General features: G+C 39.1%; 16 protein-coding genes. 13 read left to right on the top strand and 3 right to left on the bottom strand.

Features of this window, described 5'->3' with window-relative positions; all coding sequences use genetic code 11:
* Positions 1 to 717 precede the first annotated feature (717 nt).
* The 5 genes from AC58UW_RS28145 (at position 718) to AC58UW_RS28125 (ending at position 7138) form a co-directional block, all read left to right on the top strand.
* Positions 718 to 1833 carry a DNA cytosine methyltransferase gene (locus AC58UW_RS28145; RefSeq protein WP_497423873.1) on the top strand — a complete coding sequence of 372 codons (1116 nt, stop codon included), beginning with the start codon at positions 718 to 720 and terminating at the stop codon, positions 1831 to 1833.
* Positions 1799 to 3070, top strand: a complete 1272-nt coding sequence (locus AC58UW_RS28140) for a DNA cytosine methyltransferase (RefSeq protein ID WP_497423872.1) — start codon at positions 1799 to 1801, stop codon at positions 3068 to 3070. The genes AC58UW_RS28145 and AC58UW_RS28140 overlap by 35 nt, the downstream gene beginning before the upstream one ends.
* 97 nt (positions 3071 to 3167) lie before the next feature.
* Positions 3168 to 3860, top strand: coding sequence for a hypothetical protein (locus AC58UW_RS28135; RefSeq protein WP_497423871.1), 693 nt, complete (start codon positions 3168 to 3170; stop codon positions 3858 to 3860).
* Positions 3830 to 5293, top strand: a complete 1464-nt coding sequence (locus AC58UW_RS28130) for an McrB family protein (protein WP_497423870.1) — start codon at positions 3830 to 3832, stop codon at positions 5291 to 5293. Before AC58UW_RS28135 ends, AC58UW_RS28130 begins: the two co-directional genes overlap by 31 nt.
* 12 nt (positions 5294 to 5305) lie before the next feature.
* On the top strand, positions 5306 to 7138 hold the full coding sequence (locus tag AC58UW_RS28125; RefSeq protein ID WP_497423869.1) for a DUF2357 domain-containing protein: 1833 nt from the start codon (positions 5306 to 5308) through the stop codon (positions 7136 to 7138).
* A gap of 99 nt (positions 7139 to 7237) precedes the next feature.
* Here the strand turns inward: AC58UW_RS28125 and AC58UW_RS28120 are convergent, their stop codons facing one another.
* Positions 7238 to 7585, bottom strand: a complete 348-nt coding sequence (locus AC58UW_RS28120) for a helix-turn-helix domain-containing protein (RefSeq protein ID WP_497423868.1) — start codon at positions 7583 to 7585, stop codon at positions 7238 to 7240.
* Between the two features lie 184 nt (positions 7586 to 7769).
* On the opposite strand from AC58UW_RS28120, the gene AC58UW_RS28115 reads away from it, so the two are divergent.
* The 3 genes from AC58UW_RS28115 to AC58UW_RS28105 all read left to right on the top strand — a co-directional run bounded on the left by AC58UW_RS28115 (position 7770) and on the right by AC58UW_RS28105 (position 9357).
* Complete coding sequence (locus AC58UW_RS28115; protein ID WP_497423867.1) at positions 7770 to 8045, top strand: hypothetical protein; 276 nt, start codon at positions 7770 to 7772, stop codon at positions 8043 to 8045.
* A 312-nt stretch (positions 8046 to 8357) separates the two neighbouring features.
* On the top strand, positions 8358 to 9098 hold the full coding sequence (locus AC58UW_RS28110; protein WP_497423866.1) for a leucine-rich repeat domain-containing protein: 741 nt from the start codon (positions 8358 to 8360) through the stop codon (positions 9096 to 9098).
* The gene (locus tag AC58UW_RS28105; protein WP_497423865.1) at positions 9091 to 9357 is read left to right on the top strand and encodes a leucine-rich repeat domain-containing protein; all 267 of its coding nucleotides are present in this window, start codon (positions 9091 to 9093) and stop codon (positions 9355 to 9357) included. Before AC58UW_RS28110 ends, AC58UW_RS28105 begins: the two co-directional genes overlap by 8 nt.
* Positions 9358 to 9406: 49 nt before the next feature.
* Here the strand turns inward: AC58UW_RS28105 and AC58UW_RS28100 are convergent, their stop codons facing one another.
* The gene (locus AC58UW_RS28100) at positions 9407 to 9838 is read right to left on the bottom strand and encodes a hypothetical protein (protein ID WP_497423864.1); all 432 of its coding nucleotides are present in this window, start codon (positions 9836 to 9838) and stop codon (positions 9407 to 9409) included.
* Between the two features lie 134 nt (positions 9839 to 9972).
* Here AC58UW_RS28100 and AC58UW_RS28095 point away from each other — a divergent pair, with 134 nt between their 5' ends.
* Positions 9973 to 10374, top strand: a complete 402-nt coding sequence (locus tag AC58UW_RS28095) for a DUF6843 domain-containing protein (RefSeq protein WP_497423863.1) — start codon at positions 9973 to 9975, stop codon at positions 10372 to 10374.
* Between the two features lie 201 nt (positions 10375 to 10575).
* Positions 10576 to 11403 (top strand): spore coat transglutaminase TGL, encoded by an 828-nt coding sequence (gene tgl / locus AC58UW_RS28090; protein ID WP_497423862.1) that lies wholly within the window; start codon positions 10576 to 10578, stop codon positions 11401 to 11403.
* Positions 11404 to 11738: 335 nt separating this feature from the next.
* Here tgl and AC58UW_RS28085 read toward each other — a convergent pair whose 3' ends face one another.
* Positions 11739 to 11930, bottom strand: coding sequence for a hypothetical protein (locus AC58UW_RS28085; RefSeq protein ID WP_497423861.1), 192 nt, complete (start codon positions 11928 to 11930; stop codon positions 11739 to 11741).
* Between the two features lie 360 nt (positions 11931 to 12290).
* Here AC58UW_RS28085 and cysD point away from each other — a divergent pair, with 360 nt between their 5' ends.
* From cysD to AC58UW_RS28070, 3 genes are all read left to right on the top strand, one after another.
* Positions 12291 to 13214, top strand: a complete 924-nt coding sequence (gene cysD, locus AC58UW_RS28080) for a sulfate adenylyltransferase subunit CysD (protein WP_497423860.1) — start codon at positions 12291 to 12293, stop codon at positions 13212 to 13214.
* 1 nt (position 13215) lies between these two features.
* Positions 13216 to 14862, top strand: coding sequence for a GTP-binding protein (locus AC58UW_RS28075; RefSeq protein ID WP_497423859.1), 1647 nt, complete (start codon positions 13216 to 13218; stop codon positions 14860 to 14862).
* Between the two features lie 305 nt (positions 14863 to 15167).
* Entirely contained in the window at positions 15168 to 20267 is a 5100-nt protein-coding gene (locus tag AC58UW_RS28070; RefSeq protein WP_497423858.1) for an S-layer homology domain-containing protein, read from the top strand.
* The last annotated feature ends 157 nt before the right edge of the window (positions 20268 to 20424 follow it).

Here is a 20424-nt window from a genome sequence, read left to right as displayed (position 1 = left end):
TTCAATTAATCCTGAGATAAATATGAACTCATATTGCAAACCTACTTTTGTGGGAAAGTATTAAAAAGACAAGCCACATTAATTATTAATATGCTTGTTTCAAAATCAACAAAATAGATTTGAGCATTTCATCACTTGGGATAAGTGCTGCTGTACTTCTATCGTCTCCGTAAATACATATTAAAGTATTTATTTTTGAATAGTGCGGGCTACTCATTGGAAAATGAAATAAGCTATAGGACGAAGAGTTTGCATTAACGTGAGTTCTAATATCATCTGGTGCTATAGTATTACTAATATTTAATCTCTCATTTAGGTAGAATCAATATTCATCTCGAGTATCTTGTGCATGGAGTACTTTTGCAAAAAAAATTTTTCTGCCCCCTGCTGTACTAAGAATATTTACAATTGTAAAATATTACTTACTACATAGTAGTTTATACATTTAGTTTTTTCAAGGTTGTCCGATCCAGGGATTAAGCTAAAAAAACACACAATACATAGAATCTGTATTGTGTGTTTAATAATTTAGTGTACTTCTATATCAATATTTCTTCAGAATGGATTTAATTAGAAAACAACTTGAAGAGGAATATGTAACTTATTGTCGAATATTTTACAAGTTGAAATAGATGCGATTTTCTGCGAACGTACGTTTGACGATTTGTAATATTTTTAATAAAATAACTTAATAGTACTAGGAAAAGGTGTGAACTAATGAATAATAACAAATATCAACCAACTGCTATCGACCTTTTCTGTGGTTGTGGTGGTTTATCATATGGCTTCGTAAATGCAGGATATAAGATAATATTAGGTGTAGATAATGATGAGATGGCACTAAAAACTTTTCAAATGTCCCATCCTGATGCTCAGGCATTTAAAGGTGATCTTTCTAAAAAGGAAACTATCACTGAAATGAAAAAAATAACAGGCTATGACCAAGTGGATTTGATAATTGGTGGCCCACCATGTCAGGGATTTAGTTTGACAGGGGTCCGCAATGATGATGACGAACGAAATAAGTTATATCTAGGCATGCTAGAGGCAGTGAAGCAATTTGAACCCAAAGCATTTGTACTTGAGAATGTACCTGGATTGGTTGGTTTGTTCAAAGGGAAGGCTAAGGATCAAATTATAAATGACTTTGAAAGCTGTGGATATACTGTTAATTGGAAGATACTTACGGCTTCGGATTATGGTGTTCCTCAGATGAGAAAAAGAGTATTTTTCGTAGGTCTCAAAGAAGGGGAAGAGATGTTCGAGTTCCCGTTACCAACTCATAACGAAAATACTTATGTTACTTGTGAACAAGCAATAAGTGACTTGCCAAGTCTAGAGCAAGATCTTGGAGTTGAAGTTACTGAATATATGAAGTTTCCAGAAAGCCCTTATCAAAAATATATGAGACAACACGCTGATTTGCTTTATAATCATGTTGGAACAAAACATACGGAACAAGTGATCAATGTTATTTCTATGGTACCAGAAGGAGGTAATCATAAGGATTTACCACCAGGTGTTGGAGAACATCGCCGATTTAATGAGGCATGGACAAGGTATCATAGTAAAAGGCCTTCTAAGACAATCGATACTGGTCACCGTAATCATTTTCATTATAAATATAATAGGATTCCGACAGTTCGGGAAAATGCCCGACTTCAGTCTTTCCCAGATCATTTTGTTTTCTATGGAAACAGAACTCAACAGAATCGTCAGGTTGGAAACGCAGTGCCTCCACTTTTAGGTTATCATATTGCAGTGAAACTATTGGATTACATACATAGGGAGGTAGACTATGTCCAATCCGGATCGGGTGTTACAAATTATTGATTTATTTGCTGGTTGTGGTGGCTTGCTTGAAGGATTTAAGTCAGCAGGGCATTATAACTCCGTTGCTTGTGTAGAATGGGAAAAGGCGCCAACAGAAAATTTGAGAAAACGATTATCGGAAAAGTGGGGCTACACGGATGCTGCGCGGCGAGTGTTGCGGTTTGATATTCAGAGGTCACAAGAGTTGTTTAATGGTTGGACAAATGATGCCGAGTATGGGGAAAGTGAAGGGTTGGACAAACTAGTAAGTGAAGTTGGCAATGTTGATTTAATTATTGGTGGTCCACCATGTCAGGCTTACTCCTTAGCTGGTAGAATTCGTGACAAAGATGGAATGAAAAATGATTATCGTAATTTTTTATTTGAGAGTTATTTAGAAGTAGTAAATAGGTATCAGCCTAAACTTTTTGTTTTTGAAAATGTGGTCGGTATGCTTACAGCTAACCCTGATGGTGTTCCTATTACAGAGCTTATTGCTAGTGCTTTTGATAAAGCTGGATATGAAATAATAAACAATATTAGAGACAATGCTGTTATTGATTTAACCGAGTACGGAGTCCCTCAGAGCCGTAAACGTGTAATTCTAGTGGGTTTGCGTAGAGATGCATTTCCGTTTGAACAAGCTCAAAATATCTTGGGAAAGTTTTATAATGATATTTTACCTAAATATAAAGTAACTAATAAATTAACAGTTAAAGATGCGATAGGTAGTTTGCCTCCTATTTATCCCTTGAAGGCTGAGGAAATGACACCGCGTAGTTCCCATGAAGGCTCGGCCAAAGTGCTAAATCATATACCTCGATTTCATAATAATCGCGATATTTCCATTTTTAAAGAATTAGCAGAAGATATTGTTTCAAAAAAATATCAATATGTCTCAACTGAGGCCCTTAAAAAATTATATACTGATCGGACTGGAAAAGTATCAAATGTTCATAAATATTATGTATTAAGATGGGATGAGCAAAGCAACACAATCCCAGCGCATTTATATAAGGATGGATTAAGACATATACATCCTGACCCTGCTCAAGCTCGTTCAATAACAGTAAGAGAAGCGGCAAGACTACAAACTTTTGATAATGATTACGAATTTATTGGTAGTATCGGGGATCAATATAAAATGATTGGTAATGCAGTTCCGCCTCAATTTGCTGAAATATTAGCGCATTCAGTATACGAATTAACAACAATGTGGAATATTGAGAATGAGGAGCTCGCGTATTATAAGCACTAAAATTAGCAGACCGTAATTGGTCTGTTTTTTATTTTTAGTTATAGTTAATTAATGTATAATGAAAGTAAACGCTCATAGAAAAAGGGGATTGCCTTAATTGAGAGATAATATAAAACTTTATTTCGACATATGGCGTAAAGCCAGGTTTAAAGAGCTAATAAAAGCGTATGTTAAATCTTTTGAACTATATGACAAGCAAACTATAAGATATGGTTTCGGAGAGCAACTTGATCTCTATGTAGATGGAGGTAGAGGGACGTATGATTCCTCTGTAAAAGATTGGCACAGTGCTTATACTATTTCAAGAGAATTAGCGATATACCGTGATACAAATGGTGAAAAGTATGAAATGTCGACACTTGCACGAGACTATAATGAAAGTAAAATTACTTCGTCAAAGTATTTAGCTAACTACTTATTAAATTTTAATCAAATGATTAATGGACAAGTTGTTCACCCATTTAAACTAGTCTTAGAGTTGTTTCAAAATGCAGCAGACATTGTTACTAAGGATCAGATTGGAAATGTTTTGGAGTTTAACTTGAATGTCACAACTGTTAAGAATAAAAGACAAATTGTGAACATACTGTGGAATCGAATTTATGAGTCAGAACTATTGGTTAATCAAGGTACAAGAAGTAATGAACTAAGGGTTGGACAGCGGTATGAATTGGAAAATATGTTAGATTCATGTATTGTTTTTAATGGGACTGCTAAACAATTTATTGATATGGACCACAACGATTATGTTGATATGATATGTCAAAAGAATTCACTAATATACAAATAGAGGCTGCTAAGATGAACTTACTAAATACATATTTATGCTCATTAATGTCAAAACCATTTGTAATTATTTCTGGAGGATCGGGTACAGGTAAGACAAGACTTGCTTTAAGAGTAGCTGAGGCATTAGATTTCGATGATAATAATTATCTTGCTCTGCAATTAAATGTAAATAGACAAGGTAGAATAGTAGATGTTGATGAAGAAAAAGTTCAAAGTTTTTGTAAACAGGGAAATAAATTTGAAGCGAGAATAGGTGGAAAGAAGTATCCGATTCAAATAGTGATGTGTGCACGTATTGAGACAACTAATAACGAGCTCAAGACTCTTATAGAGTCTTCTGAAAGCTCATTACAATTAGAAATTCGCATTCAACAAGATCGTTCAAATCAAAGGTATGAACTTGTTCCCGTAGGGGCAGACTGGACTGATGAAAAACACTTGTTAGGTTATATTAACCCCTTTGGAGGACAAGGGAGGTCAAAATACGAACTAACGTCGACTCTTCTTCTAATTCTTCGTGCGCAACATCCAGATTTTATAAACCTGCCTTTTTTCCTTATTCTTGATGAGATGAATTTATCTCATGTGGAACGTTATTTTAGTCCAATTCTTTCTCTAATGGAAGCTAATAGAAGTACATCAAAAGTTGGTGGGATTCCATTAGTGAACCAAGGAGAATTGAGTGTAATAGTAAGTACATTAGAGAATGAAGGAAAATTTCCGATTGAACTTGAAGCAGCAAAGCATCTCCAGGGTATCGGTGGTTGCATTACCTTACCAACCAATCTATTTATCGTCGGTACAGTCAATGTTGATGAGACGACTTATATGTTTTCGCCTAAAGTATTGGATAGGGCGCATGTGATAGAGCTAACGTCACAAAATCCAAGCTCTTATTTTGCATTAAGAGAGAATGACGATTTAGATAATTTTAATTCACCTCAAGTGTTATCGGAATTTGCTGAAGCGATTCAGAGAAAAAGATTAGCAAATTCATATTCTTCAATTGACTTCTTAAGCAGACAATTGCTGGAGGACCGAGTAGAAATAATTAATCATGTAAAAAGCATTCTAGATAGCATTTATCAGCTACTTAAACCAGTAGGATTCGATTTTGGCTATCGTGTAGTTAGTGAAGTGCTTGATTATTTGGGGACATCATTAAGAGTGTATCCTAGCTTAAAGTGGGAAGAATTCATGGACCAGGCTGTAATTCAGAAGGTCTTACCTAAAATTCATGGGAATAAACGGCAACTAGCTGAATGTTTAAAGGCATTAAATCAATATTTTTCAGGTGAGGATGCAAGCTATATGTGGGGAAATACTCAAATAAAAGTTTTAGCTGCACCAATAAACTTCCCGAAGTCTAAAGATAAGGTCCGACGTATGAGCGTTATATTGGATGCAATGGGATATACTTCGTTTATCACCTAGGAGTGGGCACAAATGGCAAGTTTAAATCGTATTATTATCAATTGGCCTAATAGTGAATCTATCTTGGAGCTACAATATGAACGAGGAATCGAAGGGGATGCTTTACAACTTAATGATGAATTAATTAAGGAAGCATTTGCTGAACAGGGAGTTTATCAAAGTGCTAATCCCCCTATTAAATATGATACAAATAATGTTGGCTTTCAAAATCTCCAGTTACGTGAGAATACTGAGTACTACGTTACAATTACTCTACCTTATTACATTGATGAACCACCAAGCCTGCATTTTCCTTTTATAAATTCAAAGATTTCAAGTATTTTAAAACGTGGAAACAAGAAACAATGGAAATATGAACATGAAGGTAAGAATGTTCGAACTATTATTCCAACTTATTTAAACTTTAAGAGTCAGGTTGGTGTAGTGGATTTATCTCTAAGTGAGCATGAGCAATTATTTGTAGAGGTAACTAGTTCAAAGATCCAGTATTTTGAAGATTTCAACTTACTTATTGATGAAATAAGTGATGAGTTAAATGAATTAATTTTACAAGCAGGTGCAGGAACAGGACTATACACAAAAGAGAATGAAATAAATGATTCAAATGATTTATCAAAATACTTTCATCTTAGAAGGGCATTTCATCCTGAGAAATTACCACTAGCTATGGAAACGTTTTTTCGTAACATGAAGACGGGATTAATTCAAGAGGATGAGATTGTAAGAACTGAGTATATAAAGAGACCGAATATTATGCGAAATGCTAGTCAGGCAACCACGCTTGATTTTAGTGTAGGTGGTATATATAGCCATGTATTTAATGGATATACACCTATGGAGTTATATCAGACAAAAAAGTTAGAATCTAGAGATATTCCCGAGAATAGATTTGTGAAGTGTTTCATTGAGAGTGTTTATGAGTTGTGCTTGGAATTAAAGAAAAATGCTACCAGTAATTGTTTATATGAATCAGAGAGTAAGTCTTTATGGTTATCTATCAGTTCAGAAATAAAAGAATGGTTAGCCTTAGTAGAAGAATGGTTGTTCCATCCATTGTGGTTAGGAGTAGGTTCTTTAAATTTTATTCCAGGAAACTCGCAAGTTTTACAGAAAAAAGCAGGTTATAGAGATGTATTTCATACAAAACAAAGTTTAGATATGGGCTTGCAAATCGATTGGAACCCATTTGATTATGCCGGAAACCTTAGTGATATTAGACCAATATATGATTTATATGAAATATGGTGTTTTTTTAGATTAAAGAAAATAATAGAAATAATTATGGGTTCTCCTGTAGCATACCGAACAGACCTATATAATATTGATAATGGAAGACTTAGTGTAAATTTAAAAAAAGGGATCCAAAGTAAAATTAACTACCAGAAAATTATTAATAATCAAAAACTTCAAGTGACCCTATACTATAATAGGAAATTCAAAAATACAAAGGAGCATGTGATAGGCTCGTACTCTATAAATTTACAGCCAGATTACACAGTACAAGTTAAATATAGTGATAATTTATATTTTGTTCATTTTGATGCGAAATATAGAGTGGAACATATTGGCGCTCGGCCAGAAGATTCGGATGAAGATAACGCTCATAGTACTATTAGTAAACGGGATGATCTTGTGAAAATGCATTCTTATAAAGATGCTATCAGACATTCAGTTGGCGCTTATATCCTTTATCCGGGTGAGGTAGAGCAAGTATATAGGTATTCTGAGGATAGTATTATTCCAAGTGTGGGCGGGTTCCCATTTAGACCAAACCACATGGAAGAAGACTCCAAGGGGGTACATAACTTTATGGTAGATGTGTTACGGAAATTAGGTCAACATTAAGTTATAAGTTTATGGCAATTTGAGGTTACTACTCTCAGCAATAGTGCATGATTTGTATTTTAAAAAGAGCGACCACGGAAATCTCCGATGTCGTTCTTTTTATTTTTTCTCAAGCAGAATATCTCTCGTTATTTTATGTATAAGCTTAATCTCATCAATTTTTCTATCTTCAAGAAATTGTTTGTGAACTTCTAATACTGCCTTTTTATCAATATCGTCGGATGAAACATCAATCTCGTCAAAATCAAAGAAAGCACCGAGATCAGCATCAAGAGCAGCAATAATCTTTTCCAATGAATCAATAGAGATGTTTCGAGCTCCTCTTTCGACATCCCCAATATATGAATTCTTTAATTGAGCCAGTTCTCCGAGTTTCTCTTGTGAAAGTCCTTTTTGTTTTCTTATCATTCTGATACGCTTGCCAATTAATTTGCGTAAGTTACCCAAAATAACCACCTCATTAATAGAGTAGGTTTTAAATAATATAGCTAACAGACCTACATTAGTGTAAAATATTAATAATTACACTTATAAGTAATTTTATCTATTCGATTACATCTATTAGGGTTCACAGAAATGAAAGTGATTAAACACTGGAACATTTAATTATTAATCTATCGGAGGCGATCACATGCAAGAAGTCCAAACCAAATACCAAGAAACCCTTCAAGAAGAAACCATCCTAACCCAAAGAATCAGTCTCTGCAAAGAATTCATTGACATCATTTTAGAATATATCTCTCATAAAGCAGATTCTATTCACATCCTCACGGCAGAGGATATTGTCACCGCGGTGCATACTATCGGGCAAGATTTGGATACAGAGCTGCTTCATTTAAGGCTGGAAAAGGGGATACTCGAGAACAAGCTGAAAATCGAACAAAGACTGCAGACAGATCGAAATTAAGGTTTTAGTCATTTTCTGTATATTCCTTTTGGTTCAATTAGTACTATAATAGAGTGCGTAGGTATTAAGTGCTAAAAGATACAGATTATGTCTTAAACGGTTCCCGAAACGATTCCCAAAAGTGCGACTACGGGAGAACGTATTTTGTTTAAAAGTTTAAAAGACCATTTACCGAGTCATTATATTGTTTATTATGAACCAGAGATTAGGAGTAGACGACCTGACTGTTGATTACAACGAAGAGTCCACTCAAACAAGCAAGAGACTCTCAAGGTATCTATGACCTATTAAATTTTATAAGGAGGACTGAAATTGCTATTTAATCGAGGTTTCATTTTCAAAATAATCTTAATATCAGTAATATCTACTTCAGTCATGACGCCATTTACAACTTTCAAAACCACAAATGCTGAATCCGCCACTGTAACTTTCGCCGACCCGGCCTTTGAAACTTACATACGCAAGCAATTGCATAAGCCGGAAGGCGGTATAACAGGGGAGGACATGCAATCTCTTACTGAACTAGGATCGGCAAGTTGGCTGGGAATCCGAAGTCTCAAGGGGATTGAATATGCAACGAATTTAACACGATTAAGTATTGAACAGAACAAGATTGCTGATCTTTCTCCACTTGCAGGTTTGGTTAAACTGAAAAGGATTACTCTGGATTACAATGAAATAACGGATTTAAATCCACTTAGCAACTTAACAGAAGTAACAGATTTGAATCTTTATGATAATAAAATTAAAAATCTAGAGCCGTTAAAAAACCTGAAAAAGCTAACCAACCTACAAATTTATTCTAATGAGGTCGAAGACCTCACACCATTAAGTGGTCTCACTCAATTAGAGTCGCTTGGTGCCTATTTCAATCGTATTCGGGAAGTCACGCCTCTCGCTGATCTGGTGAATCTGCGCTCTATTTTTATAGGTAATAATAGGATTAAAGATATTTCTTCTCTACACAAGCTCGAGAATCTTAAAGTTCCTAAAGATGCTGCGATTTCTGACACTAAGCAATATGCATCTTCCAGAAATCGGATTCGTGAGTGATTTAAAGAATTTAACCTACTTAGGATTGGACAATAATCAAATCAATGATTTAAGTCCATTAGCTAATTTGCACCGCTTAGGTGGATTAAGCCTATCAGGGAATGAAGTAGATGATCTCAAGCCATTGCAAAGATTAACGTCATTAACAAGTCTTACTTTAAGCAGAAATAAAGTTGAAGATCTCTCACCCCTTTACGACCTGTCAAAATTAAAAGGCCCTGAATTTTGCTTTGCCTTAATTTTTATTGAAGAGAAATAAAGAGCTCTTGAGTGCTCCAAAAGAGAGATTTGAGCTTTCTTTTTATAAATCACATCTGTTTATTCAGATGCGTCTCCGCTACTGATGTACAAATTGAAAATAGTGCAGATGTTCCTAGAAAAAATGAATAAAGTATAATTGCAAATTCTGAAAAGAAAAATTCTTGCCTTCCTAGATACCCAAAACCACCAAAGATAAAAGGCACCATTATGGCGGTAAACAGGCTAAAGACTACTAACACAACAGTCTTTAAAATTGTACTTGTTACGATTGATCGAAACTTGAAAAATCGGAGAAATAAGTTTATTACATAGTAAATCGGAAGAGCAAAGAAAATAAAAAAGATAGTCATCCATGGGTAAAGTAGATCGATCTCGCTTTTTTCAGGTATGGCAAGTTGATACATGGCTACTTTGTAAAAAACAACTCCGGAAAAGTAGCTTACGCCAACAATTAACGCGTGGATTAAAAAACTTTTCATTTTTAATAACTCCTCTCATCAAAACTTCTTTGTGATACTTCTAGTTTTAGTACATATAATACCATTAATTCCATTTTAAAATAAATGGAATAATCTATATAATCATCCTGATTAATTATAAAGTAGGGATAGATATGAAGAAGATTGTAGGAATTACATTTGTTGTTGCAGTGCTTGTATGTCTTGTAGTCGGGGCATTATTTATTTGTAACAACTCCGATAATCCAACTAGTAAATTTTTATTATCAAATGATTATACAGGGTGGGTAGAAGTAACATTCGCCCAAACAGATTCCACAGCTTTGAAATACGAAGGAAATAATATAATTCTTGAAGTCCCTTTATCTGGAAAGATAAAGACTTCAAGTAAAAACGTAACGGGTCCTATGAGATTTTTTTATGTTGATGATAAGGGTTCGCAAAAAGAATTTCCTACTAATGTGGAAATGATTCATAGTGTCTCTACTAGCTCCGCAACAATAGGAGGGCAGATGGCAAATCAGAAGATATACCAGAAAAACTTAGTTTTTATATAGGTGCCAAAGAACAGTGGGATAAGTAAGACACTCCAAGGAACTATAAGTGCAGCACCGCGGCAAGTTATTCCTTCCGTTACGAACGAAACCAAGAGCGACTTCGGCTAACCCCGAAGTCGCTCTTTTTCACATTCACACAACCCCCAATCCCCACATATAAAAATAGGTGAATCACACTTACTTCATTATGAGGAGAAGCTCATGATCTTAATCGAAGGTACCAGCTATATAACCTTTGGAGAAGGTACGCTAACAGAGTCAGAACTAGCCGTTTTTCTAAAGAAGCAGACCAACCCGTACGAGTATCCGTATGACTCCATTCATTCTCTGCTGTTTGAGCTGCACATGCGAACGCAGATTATGGAATCCGCGAAGGAGCTGAGTAGAGCTGGTGTCTATTTTGCCGGATTCGAAAGAACGCTATGCAACCCGGCCTATTGGCACTTAACGGATGAAGGCAGGTTCCAGCTGAATCGTGGAGTTGCTCCACAAGATGCGATAAGGGATATATTCAACAACGGTGGTTCTTACGGTTTCGAATGTTCAATGGCTGTCGTCGTTGTTTTGTATGATGCACTATTACAATCGATAGATCCTGGTCAATTCGACCGATTATTTGAGGATCTATTATTATTTGATTGGGATTCCAATAGCAAATTGAACCTCATCGACCGGACCCATAACGAGGAGGCTGTGATGGGGGATGTGCTTTATTTTGAAAATCCCGACGTTGAACAGCTGCTGCCCTGGTGGAAAGGGGAGAACGTTGTCTTGTTGGACAATGATCTCTTTTATGGGCATGGTCATGGCCTTGGAATTGCTTCTGGGGAGGAAGTTATTAACGTGCTAAATAAATACAGAATGCCTGGCAGTACGAAATCCGCCTATCTGACGGATCGTTATGTTCATCCTGATTTCACCTACTTCTCAGAATTTCAGCATCCTTTACGGGAGAAACCCATTATTGCGAAAATAGGAGATTGGATTCATGTCCGCAAAGCTGGATTTTTAACAAATCATGATGAATGAGCCCAATTTCTATAGACATATACCCTAATTGTGAAACGATGCATAGGATGACGTATTGACATATGCCTACCCTGAAAGGAGCAAGAAAATGACAAAAGACAGCCGATCAACGGAGGATAGCTTACCGATCTATCATGCTGCAACAAGAACGGAGAAACTCCAACCCGTACAAAAAGCTCAACCGGTTCAACCAGTTCAACCAGCTCAACCAGTACAACCGGTTCCACAAGTACAACCAGTTCAACAAGCTCAGCCCGTGCTACCAATTCAACCTGTTCAGCCCGTGCAACAAGCTCCAAAATGGACGGGAGATAACCTCCCTATCTATCAGCAACCTATCGTAGCACCAGTAGTTCATTCTCCAGCTCAGCCGCATCATACCAAAGCTCAAGCCCAGGCTCATTACGTTCAACCTCATCAAGGTTATCATCCGCACCATCCTTATGCTCATCACCCACACCATGTCTATCATCCCATGCATCATGTTCCTTACCATCCGATGCATCATTACGTTGCCTATGTTCCACATCCCTATCATGCTTATATGCATCATCATCCCATGCACCACCTTCAACACCATGCTCAGCATCCTCACCATACCGGACAGCAACATCACACGGGGCAGCATCACCACACTGGGCAAAATCAACAACATCACACGCCTACACAAAACAACTAATACGGTCGACGAATTCCAAATAAACCCTAGAGGCTTTATGCATCTGGGGTTATTCCCATTCACAAATGACCTCTTCCGACATGATTCGAGAAAAATGATAGAAAAATAGAGATTTTCACTTTCTTCCACTTTGCATAAAAGCTAGGATCTGATAGTATATAAGAAATACCCGATGGATTTAGTAAGAATTAAAAGGAGGCACCTTTCCATGCAAAAACTGATGCTTGATTCCATACAAGAAATGACGCATCTGGATCAACTCGAAGCTGAAGCGATTTATATTATCCGAGAAGTAGCCGCGGAATGCGAAAACCCTGTGATGCTGTATTCGATCGGGAAGGATAGTTCCGTGATGCTGCATTTGGCATTGAAAGCTTTTTACCCAGAGAAGCCGCCATTTCCTTTCATGCACATTGATACAACGTGGAAGTTTAAAGAGATGATTGAATTCCGCGACCGCAAAGCGAAAGAGTTCGGGATCAAGATGATCGTTCACTCCAATCAAGAGGGGATTGAACAAGGGATTAACCCATTTGATCACGGTTCCGCGTACACCGATATTATGAAAACCCAAGCCCTGAAAGAGGGATTGGACAAGTACGGGTTTACGGCTGCGTTCGGCGGCGGTAGACGTGACGAGGAGAAGTCGCGCGCGAAGGAGCGGATTTTCTCATTCCGGAATAAGAATCATGCTTGGGATCCGAAGAATCAACGGCCGGAAATGTGGAAGCTCTTTAACACAAGAATTAATAAAGGCGAAAGCATTCGTGTCTTCCCAATATCCAACTGGACGGAAAAAGATATCTGGCAATATATTCGCAGAGAAAACATTGATATTGTGCCTCTCTATTTTGCACAGGAAAGACCCGTTCTTGAACGCGATGGCCATCTCATCATGGTGGATGATGATCGCTTGAAACTCGAACCTCATGAGAAAATTGAAATGAAGAAGATGCGATTCCGCACATTAGGTTGCTATCCTCTTACTGGCGGAGCCGAGTCGGAAGCGGATACGCTGGATGCCATCATCGAAGAAACGCTTGGTGCAGTTTCATCCGAACGGACAACCCGTGTTATTGACCAAGAAGCGGCTGGAAGTATGGAACGACGTAAACGGGAGGGTTATTTCTAAAATGAAAAGTCTGCTTAAATTTATTACATGCGGAAGTGTAGACGACGGAAAATCCACCTTAATTGGACATATGCTTTATGAAGCAAAGCTTCTATTCGCCGACCAAGAGAGAGCACTAGAGCTAGACAGCAGACTTGGCAGTCGCGGCGGCAAAATTGACTATTCCTTGCTGCTTGATGGGTTACTGGCCGAGCGTGAACAAGGGATAACGATTGATGTGGCCTATCGGTATTTTACGACGGATCACCGTTCATTCATTGTAGCGGACACACCGGGGCACGAAGAGTATACTCGTAACATGGCAGTAGGCGCATCCTTTGCGGATCTTGCCGTCATTCTTGTGGACGCTACCAAAGGAATCATTACCCAAACTAAGCGCCATACCCGAATTTGCGCACTCATGGGCATTAAACATCTAGTCTTAGCTGTGAATAAAATGGATTTAGTTCATTTTGAACAAAAGATTTTTGAAGAGATTAAAGATGAGTTCTTCCAAACAGCAGGTGAATTTCATTTCCAAAGCATAGAAGTTATTCCTGTTTCTGCGACAGAAGGGGACAACATTACCAAACAATCACAACATACCCCTTGGTATGAGGGCCTTCCTTTATTATCTTACTTAGAAAATGTGGATGTTCTTGAAACGAATGACGCGAAAGCGTTCATGATGCCAATCCAGCGTGTATGCCGACCGGATCATACGTTCCGCGGTTTCCAGGGCCAGATTGAGGCTGGTCGAATTGCGGTTGATGATGAGTTGACTATTCTGCCAAGTCGTGAGAAAGCGAAAATCAAACGCATCTTAGTGACAGATCAAGATAGAGAATCGGCCTATGCTGGACAACCTGTAACCATACAATTGGATCGGGAAGTCGACGTTTCACGCGGCTGTGTATTCACGAAAGATGATCAAATCAAAGAAGCTGATCGCTTTACCGCGACAATTCTCTGGATGGATGATTCCGTACTGACACCAGGCAAGAATTATTTGGTCAAAGTAGGAACGAAAGTCCTGCCCGGTACCGTGACAGCCATTACGCATAAGATCGATATTAATACAGGAAATACAGTTCCAGCCGATCAAATTGTCAAAAATGAAGTGGCAAAATGCGAGTTTTCATTATCCGATGATATCGTTTTTGATTCTTTTGAACAGTATAAAAGCATTGGCGGATTCATTCTGATCGATCGTGTCACTAACATGACATCCGCTTGCGGAGTGATTGAGCAGGCCTTGCAAAGCTCCGATAGCGTTGTCCGGTTAGATGCGGAAGTTACCAGAAACGTTCGTGCTGAGCAAAAAGGACAAAGTCCGTTAACGGTCTGGTTAACTGGTTCGGCTGCAGATAATTTAGCTGTAGCGAAGGAAGTCGAGAAACGGTTGGTTTCGACAGGCTACCATACGATGTTGCTGGAGAATAGCCAGGGCGAATCGTCGCGGCGCGTAATCGAAGTGGCCAAATTGATGAACGATGCGGGACTTATTGCATTGGTAGCGAATGATTCCCCTAGCGATAATGATCGAGAAGCAGCACGAGACATCATTGGTAAAGAGTTTATGGAAGTCGAGATTGATACCAGCAAGCATTCGATTGAAGTGGCTGCGAGTGATGTTGTGAAGCAGGTTATGCGGTATTTGATTCATTAGAAGATAGAGAATCCCTACATCAGCGGTGTGGGGATTCTTTTTTTTGTCTCAATCCCATTGACTTATGTCAATTTAAGGCGAACGAACTATTAAGATTTGACAAAGTTAGAGGATATTTGGTTCATGTAACGAAGACATAGCAGTCAAACCTGCTTATCCAGGGAGGCTTCGTACAAAATTTAATTTTGAAGGGGAGATGTAGTCTCGCAATTTTTAATATAAGACTAAATAATTTGTAGTACATAATTTACTAAAATAACTTTAGAACAATGTTATCAGAGTTCAGAGTAGGGGGATCATTTTTCATGCATTCTAGAACGTACAAAAGTTTATTAAATAAAAGAATATCTATAGTCCTATTGGCTATCTTGATGGTTCTTTCATCTGCCTTATTCCCTGGGATAAGAAGTAAAGCATACGCCGAAGCATCTCCGTCAAGCACTACGCTGCAGAAACCGATCCGGGAATGGATAATGGATGAAGCGCGAGGATATATCTATGCTGTATCTAGTGAGGCTAATAGTCTCCTATTTATTCGAATGAGTGACCTGCAGATAGAGAAGCAAGTCACGCTTACTGCACCTTCAGATTTAGTACAATCTGGCGGCAAGCTTTATGTCGCTTTGTCAGGAACAACGGCTATTGCTATTGTAGATATTGCGCGAAAGGAAGTAACTGGCTCGATTACAACGTCCATAAAGCCTTACGATCTGGCTATCGACGGTGATAAGCTGTTTTATGCAGAGCTCGACCAGTGGTGTCGTGTAGCGGCATATAATTTAACAACGCAAACAGAGACTGTGCTGACTGGGGCGATTAACGGTGAATTTAGAGAGCCTGATCTAGCTGTTGATACAGCAAACCATATTTTGTTTGTTGGTGAGTCGGGATCGACCGGCTCCAATCTTTTCTCATACAGCAGTTCTACTCTGCAGTCACTTTCAAGAACTACTTATGATAAAAACTACGGATTTGGTTTTCCTGACAGAAAAGTAATTGTTGATGGCAATCAGGTTTTTTATGCGGGCTACCGATTTAAGAAAACAGATCTAAGCTCTATTCAAGGTACCTATCAAGATGATGCGATGTACGTTCAAGGCAACACGGTGTTTACCAGCCATTCGTATAATGGCGGAAATGCCGCACCAGACCATAGCTATGTGTATGATCGAGAAGGATTTACTCAAATTGCTAAACTTCCTGTGGCATCACGAAAAATTTTAATGGATAGTAAGAATCAAATTTACTCCTATACGGGATCTGATCCTTGGAACCCTAACATTCAAAATGTTATACAGATCATTAATGTGAATCTGGTGCCCTCCAATCCTCCGGTATCTTGGCAATCTGACGGTCAAAAGCTGATATTCGATAAGTCAGTGACTGATCTCGTATACAGCAGTGATGGTGGGAGCCTGTTTGCCATTTCCTCAGAAAGCAATCAGTTGATGAGGATTCGCACAAGCGATATGACTGTTCAAGAAACCCGAACCATAGGATCTAACCCTAATTCAATATTTATAGATCATGATGAGCTATATATTAGCAACGCTTCAGCGACACAAATCATGAGAGTAGATACACTTTCTGGTACAAGTGTCAATGGAGCCGTTTATTCATGGGAGGTCGGAACCTCTGTTGGTCAAGTTGTATATGGTAATCAAAAGCTGATCTATACCGCGTCAAATATGGGCAGCGGTTTTGGTTACCCTGGTATTCAGGTCATTGATACATCTACCGGAACTAAGGCAAATTACGCTAAAAGCATTAATCCGGGTCGTATGCTCCTTAGTCTAGGGGACAATGCCTTATACTTCGGAGAAAAAGCGCCTTATTCCACAAGTACGGCTATTAAGTTCAATTTAACTGACTTTTCGCAGCTAGCAGTTTCTCAAGCCTACAGCAACGTATTTGGCGCGATCACGATGAGCGGAAATGATCTATACTACGCGAGCAATCTTTTGAATAAAAATTCACTTGTTCAGATTCCGGCATGGAAAAGTTATTTTGGAGCTGCAATTATTGCGGCTAAAGGAGCCAACGTTTTTGCACAGGACTCGGTTTGGGATCGGGACGCGTATACGATGCAATACCATCTGCCATTCATCGCGAAAAATGTACTGCCACTTCCAAACGACCAAATTGTTGTGGTTTCTGAAGACGGGAAAACCATACAGAAATTCACTTCTATGCAGGCCCTTCATGATCGTGCACCCGAATTTAATCTACCGTCGCTGCAAGTTTCTAATGTTAATTTTTATGATAACGACGCTACTAAGGGAAAAATAAGTGGGAACATCTATTGGTACGGCACACCGGGTACCTCCATAATAACCAGTTATACCGTGTATTTTTTAGATCAAAATAAGGATAAAATCAGAAATAAAATAGCGGAAGTTCCTTATGCTGCTAATAGCTCGTACTATAGCTACAGCCTTCCGCAAACTAGCATACCCGCGGGAGCTAAATATATAGGCGTTTATGCAAAGAATGCTGTTGGAGAAAGCTCTTCCGCCGCTACGCTTGAGCTGAAGGATTATTTTGAAACTCCTCCTCCAACCGGCGGCGGTGGTGGTGGTATCGATCCATACGCCTACTTTCAGTACACACTGGAAGATCAGGACCCAATTCGCGGGAAAATCCAACCATTAGTAAATTGGTATACACCAATTGAAACTAACTATTCGGGCTACCAATTGACGTTTGCCGACGCGTTAGGAAATCCGCTTGGTAGTCCTTATAGCGTTTCAAAGCATGTGTCGCCTGGGATGAGTTATCATGTTGATATTGCTGAGGATATTGTGCCGGCAGGAGCAGTTTATATCGATATGCGACCAAAGGGTCTATCCGGGATAGTAAGTACAAATTTGTACCGCATGCAGATTTTCGACAATACGACAGGAAGTCCAGTTATAACAGGAACAAATCCAGCGATTTCGATTCCCAACATTAGTGTCACTGGAAGTTTTGACAATGATGTGTCCCATGGAATGTTTGGTGGCTCGATCAATTGGTATGACTATTTCTCTGATGGAGTTTCAACAAGCTATGATCTCTATTTTGTTGATGGAAACAACGTAAAACTTCAATCCATTGCCGAAATAACTCAAAGTAATCTTACTTCTCCAGCCCAAGGGCAGTATTATCCGACCTATGAAATTAATTTGCCGAATGGCACCGCTATTCCGACAGGTGCCAAAAGGATTGGGATTTTCGGCAAAAACAGTCAGGGTGAAGGGGCTAACGGATATTATTTCGGATTATGGGATAAAATTGACAACGATCCTGATAGTAACTACTTTGAGGACCGAGATACTCGTGCTAAGAATGTTAATGGGGTATTACACTGGGTTCCTAGCTTTGATGAAACAAGCGTTGATCATTATGTTGTCAAATTTTTGGATTCAAGATGGGCGCCAATTGGAAGCCCATTTGCGCAAGTCAGCAAAGGGCAGATGCAGTATAATGTATCCATTCAAGATACACAAATTCCAGTAGGTGCTTCTGGCCTGATGCTATCAGCAATCAATTCGGAAAATGATGAGATCGCATTGGGGATTTATAATTTGGCTAATAACATAGCGGATGAACCTATTTCTACCTTGCCGACAGATTATCAACCACCTGTCGGGTCTATAGATCAAATAGATTCTGATGGAGATCAAGGAGAAATAGGGGGCTTCCTATACTTTTATGCAAATGATAGCTCCAGTGCTTTGAGTTACGATGTCTATTTTATCAACGATCAACTACAAAAACTCAAACCTATTATCAGCGTAGAAAAAGTATTATTCAGAGCCTATCAGACAAGTATTCCATTGAATACAAAGATTCCGGTAGGAGCAACTAAGATTGCCATTTATGCCGTTTCCTCGACTGGGATGAGCACGCCTCAAACGATTAACTTAATTGATCGGACTTACGGACGTTCGTTGACACCCGATCAAATTCAGATTACTAATAATAAGTCCGGCACCGCAGATACAATTACGGTCTCGAGTTTAAATCCTAGTGATATCGTTCGAGTGTACCGCGATGCAAACTCAGCTAATTCATTCTTAAGGCAAGTAGTTGCGGGTAATGAGACTTCAGTAAACTTTAGTATTCCGCAGTTAGGAACTGGGGCCGGAAGTCTTTACTTCTCAGTGCAACATGCCATCGATTTACCAAGCTTGAAGATTGAAAAAGCGTATAATGCTGAGCCTGTACCTGGCGGTGGCGGAGGCGGTGGCGGTGGTGGCGGAGGGGGAGGCAAGAGCTTTCCTATGCGTGACGCTAACGGCAAGATGACTTATGATGTTCAGCCAGCTCATATAGATATGCTGATTGATCTTTCTAATTCTGCGAAGCCACAGCTTTTTATGGACGCGACAGCTAAGCAGCAAATCGACATCACGACAGTTAGTTTCGATGCTGACATTGTTAAAATAGCTGCTGACAAGGGGAAGCCAATTGTTGTCAAAACAAACGATGTTCAGCTAACATTCCCTGTGAATGCTCTGTCTGTCAACGACTTGAGTAACACAATAAAACTCAAGATTACAAACAGTGAATTTCAGGCGGTGAACAGCTTCCTTGCGGCCTCTCCGCTGCTAGAGTTCACTTTAACTGAAAAGGATAAGACGATCACAGCTTTTAATAGCCCAGTAGAGGTTGTATTCAACTACGATCCGTCTAAAGTAAAAGACTCTAGCAAATTAGGCGTCTACTGGCTAGATGAGACGACAAATACTTGGACTCATATTGGTGGTACAGTGAACGGGGAGGGTACGATCACCGCATCGCTGCCACACTTCTCCAAGTACGCAGTTCTAGAGAAAAATGCACAAGCACAAGCATTGACCACGTTCGCCGATATTCAAGGCCATTGGGCACAAGCGGATATCGAGCAGCTGATCAGCAAGCAAATCGTTGATGGCATGGATGCTGACTCTTTCCAGCCGAACAGCAACATGACCCGCGCACAGTTTGTTACAATTCTCAAGAAAGCCATGAATCTGCCAGATCAAACAGCCACTAAGCCGTTCTCAGATGTAGCTGATGATTCGTGGTATAAGGATGCTGTATACGCTGCTTATGCTGCGAAGATCGCAGGTGGTACAAGCGATAGCACCTTCGCTCCGGATGATAATGTTACGCGTGAACAGCTGGCAGTCATGATGGTGGGCGCGTACCTGAACGCTACGGGTAAGGAACTGGGCGATCTTGCTACAGCTCAACCGGTCACCTATGCTGACGCAAGCAGCATCAGCGATTGGGCTAAGCAATATGTAGCAGCTGCTACAGCTCTCGGATTACTGAACGGTATGGACGATACTCATTTTGCACCTGCTCAAAACAGCACACGGGCACAGGTGGCTACCGTTGTTGTACGTATGCTGAAACAAATTAGCGAAGTGAAATAAGGTTTTACACTAAATAACTCTACATCATTGATGTAGGGTTTTTTGGTATTCTGCTTTCGGCTCATGGAGATATATTTAGGGCAATTGGAAAAATTTATGCGTCTTCGTAATACTTTCGCCATGTTCCTTATTTGGAAAATAAGCGAAGATAGAACCT

The sequence above is a fragment of the Paenibacillus sp. J22R160 genome, assembly GCF_059692135.1.
This window is presented reverse-complemented; position numbering and strand designations above follow the sequence as displayed.